At 61.0% G+C, this 3,202-nt stretch carries 3 protein-coding genes and 1 pseudogene; all 4 read right to left on the reverse strand.

Annotated elements, in window-relative coordinates:
- Positions 1-308 (reverse strand): annotated as a pseudogene (locus WS62_RS32880) (type II secretory pathway protein); the annotation flags it as partial.
- Positions 305-1,228, reverse strand: coding sequence for a zonular occludens toxin domain-containing protein (locus WS62_RS07460; protein ID WP_066569599.1), 924 nt, complete (start codon positions 1,226-1,228; stop codon positions 305-307). The gene WS62_RS07460 and the pseudogene WS62_RS32880, both read right to left, overlap by 4 nt.
- Positions 1,225-1,506, reverse strand: a complete 282-nt coding sequence (locus WS62_RS07465; protein WP_066569601.1) for a DUF2523 domain-containing protein — start codon at positions 1,504-1,506, stop codon at positions 1,225-1,227. The genes WS62_RS07460 and WS62_RS07465 overlap by 4 nt, the downstream gene beginning before the upstream one ends.
- A partial coding sequence (locus WS62_RS36080) for a virulence factor TspB C-terminal domain-related protein (RefSeq protein ID WP_331460067.1) occupies positions 1,503-3,202 on the reverse strand: 1,700 nt, incomplete at its 5' end. The genes WS62_RS07465 and WS62_RS36080, both read right to left, overlap by 4 nt.

Below are 3,202 nucleotides of genomic sequence, written 5' to 3' on the forward strand. Positions count from 1 at the left end.
TTCTGATCGTCCAAGCGAAACGACACCAAGCGCATATCGCTCAGCACGTCCGGCCCGAGCACGTAGGGCGTGCGCATCGCGTCCTGATAGATCAAATCCACGACTTGAGCGACCGTCACGAACCGCAAATCAAACGCCGTACCGCGCACATGCTTCAACGGCATGACGACCGGCGCAACCGACGACGCCGACGCCGCCACAGTCGCCAACCTCGGATCGGCCGGCAGCGTCGGTAACGGAGGCACCGCGCCAGCAGCGACACCCGCATACAGCACCACGCTCCCAACAAGCGCCCTCAATCGCATCATCTTGCCCTCTCGCCTTGTTCTGTTTTCCCCGCCCGCGTGCCAGTCCAACCGCTCACCATCTTTCCGTCAACGTCGCCCGTCAGCCGCACGCCCTCACCGCGAAAATCCGCACCAGAAACCACACGCAACCGACCATCCGCCGCGGCCAGCACGACGTAGCCCGCACTGCCGATCGCGTAACGCCCTGCAACGCGCCAATCTGGCGACTGCGCCGCAGCACTGGCCGACTGATGCGACGGCGAGGACTGCGACGACGGCGCTGTCGTCGCAACTGGCGGGGAAGCCTCCATTCCGGGCGTAATCCCGAAGCCGCCGCGCGCGTTATGGAAAATCTTCACCGCGAGCACGATGAACAACGCCAACGCCACCGGCACGACAAACAACGCCTTTGGAATGACCGCCTGCTTCTTCGTGTGGACTTCGGCGCTCGTGTAGAGCTTGAACACCTCACGCGGATAAGGCCATTGCCGTTTCACCGCGTCTTTCAGGCCGCTCGGGTTGTGACAGTGGTCCCACTCGTACAGCATCGCGCGCTTGAGCCCGAACAGGTTGCGCGCGTGAATGTGCCGCCCGACCAGATCGCGAACCGTCTTGCTGATCCGCTGCGGATGCTGCGTGATGAGGATGAAGTCGACGCCCTTGTGACGATGCACGTGCAGTTGCTCCACGTCCGGCGTCGGCCTTTGGCTGACCGTCGTCGGCGGGTAGATGCGTTGCGCCTCATCGATCACGATCAAGTCGTGCGCTTCGGCCTTTTCGTGCCACTGGCGCAACCACGGCTCGTCAATCTCAACGTGCTCGATTGCCAGATCGCGAATGCCGTCGACCAGCACACGACGCCCCTTCGCAATCTTCGTCAGCAGCCAGACCGCGTGCAGCGTCTTACCACTCCCCGGAACCCCCGTAATCAGCGTGATCATTTGCTGAACACCATTTTTGTTGTGAACGTGAGCATGTAGAACGACACGCGCGCAGAGAGCCCACCGAGCACATAGGCGATGCCGTCGCCCACACCACCGAGTGCGAGCACGTTAGCGATATCGGCACTCAAACCGCCCACGCTCGCACTCATCCACTGCACCACCTGATCGAACGCGAGATCGATTCCCGTGATCGTCACAAGACCAATGCCGAGCGCAACCAGTACACGCGTAACGATCGGCCCGACCAGCGACACCAGCAAAGTCGCCCAACTCATGCCATCAACCCCATGATGAAGATCAAGCCAGCAAGCAGCGCGCACCCCAACAGAATCAGCGGACGCAGCTTGATCGCGAAATCACAGATCGGCTCGTAACTAAACGAGAGATCGCCACCGAAAACCGTGACGTGACGCGGCGGCGGACACACGCCATTCCGCAAGCCAACCGAGACGGGCGAAAGCGAAATACTCCTTGAATCGCGGTTCAGCGGCACATCGTTCGCACTGCCGAGCGGTGCGCAACCGGATGCGTCGGGGTGAAGCACACACACATCAGGCCACGGTGATTGAGGCTTACCGGTATCCCCCGGACCCGTGCCCGGGTTAGTCCCCGGATTGGTTCCGGGATTCGTTCCCGGATCGGTGCCGGGATTTGTCCCCGGGTTCGTACCCGGATTGGTTCCGGGGTTCGTGCCCGGGTTGGTGCCCGGGTTGGTGCCCGGGTTCGTGCCCGGGTTGGTCCCGGGGTTCGCGCCCGGGTTGGTCCCGGGGTTCGTGCCCGGGTTGGTTCCGGGATTCGTACCCGGGCTGGTTCCGGAATCAGTACCCGGACTGGTCCCCGGGTTGCCGTTTGGTATCGGAAACCCCATCGATCCGCCACCTGCGCGCGTGCCGGGACTCACCGACGTGAACTCGCCCACATTGGGAACCCACTGGGGATTCTGCGCATTCCAGCTACTAACGTCGTCCTCACTAATCGGGTAGCTTGGATCAAAAGGCACACCCTGATAGCCGGGTTGATTGCTGGCCTGCTTCCATAGCTCATTCGCAAGCGCCGCAACAATTTTCGGGCTGACCGGCTTAGCCCGCTCCGCATTCTCCAGCGATTTCACGGTGTCCGCCACCGCTTGCGGACGCCCTTGAATATCAACGTACGTCACTTCGCGCGCACATGACGCATACACGTCGCTGAGATATGCGGTGAAGGTATGGCCATGGATAACAACTCGCACCGGCATATCCTTGACAGCAAGTAACATGCTTTGAGTGGGGCGGCGCTGATCCGGCCAGCAGTCGGCAGCGTCAGTATTACCCGTGCAGACGAATCCCCAATCGACGTAGCCACTAGTCGGACAAGGCTCGCCAACGTGCCCCCTTGTCGCATCAGCCACAGCATCAAGCGTGACCGACGGTTTTTTCGGGAATATCAAGCGTATCAAGCCGTCAATCGCAAGCTGTACGGATGCACCGAAGGCAGCACCGAGCGCGTAGCACGCAGCAACTCCCAAAAACCCACCTCCCAGCGCACAGCTGCCCACTGCAATGCCGCCGATAGTGGAGCTAGTAACTCCAGTGATCGTATTGATCGCGCTAGCCGTCGCCTCCACTTGCGCGCCCGAGACCTCATAACCTCGCTTTGCTTCAGTCGCGGCAATTACACCAGCCAGCTGCATCGAGGGCCGGGATTCTGTCTCGACCACCACACGATCGACAACCGAACCTGAACCGGTCGCCTCCACGACGCGATCAAGTGGCCCCGCAGGTTTAGCGGTAGTTCCAGGCTCCATCACGATATTTCCGCGCGTGTCAAAGCGGACAGGCGCTTTTGGTGCTGGTACTGGACCGGCCGCTGTCGCCGTCGCAAGCGAAGCAATCAGCAAAGCCACGATAAGAAGGTGCGCAAGCCTCATGACATCAAAATCAATCCGGCCGTATAGATGGTCCCGACGACCACCACGAACTGAATGCAGTA

Origin of the sequence: Burkholderia sp. ABCPW 14, assembly GCF_001523835.1 — a bacterium.
GTDB classification, from domain to species: Bacteria; Pseudomonadota; Gammaproteobacteria; order Burkholderiales; family Burkholderiaceae; genus Burkholderia; species Burkholderia mayonis.

What these genes read in the sequence shown, in the direction of transcription:
- WS62_RS07465 (WP_066569601.1), bottom strand. Translation starts at nt 1,506, where the DNA reads ATGAGTTGGGCGACTTTGCTGGTGTCGCTGGTCGGGCCGATCGTTACG.
- WS62_RS07460 (WP_066569599.1), bottom strand. Translation starts at nt 1,228, where the DNA reads ATGATCACGCTGATTACGGGGGTTCCGGGGAGTGGTAAGACGCTGCAC.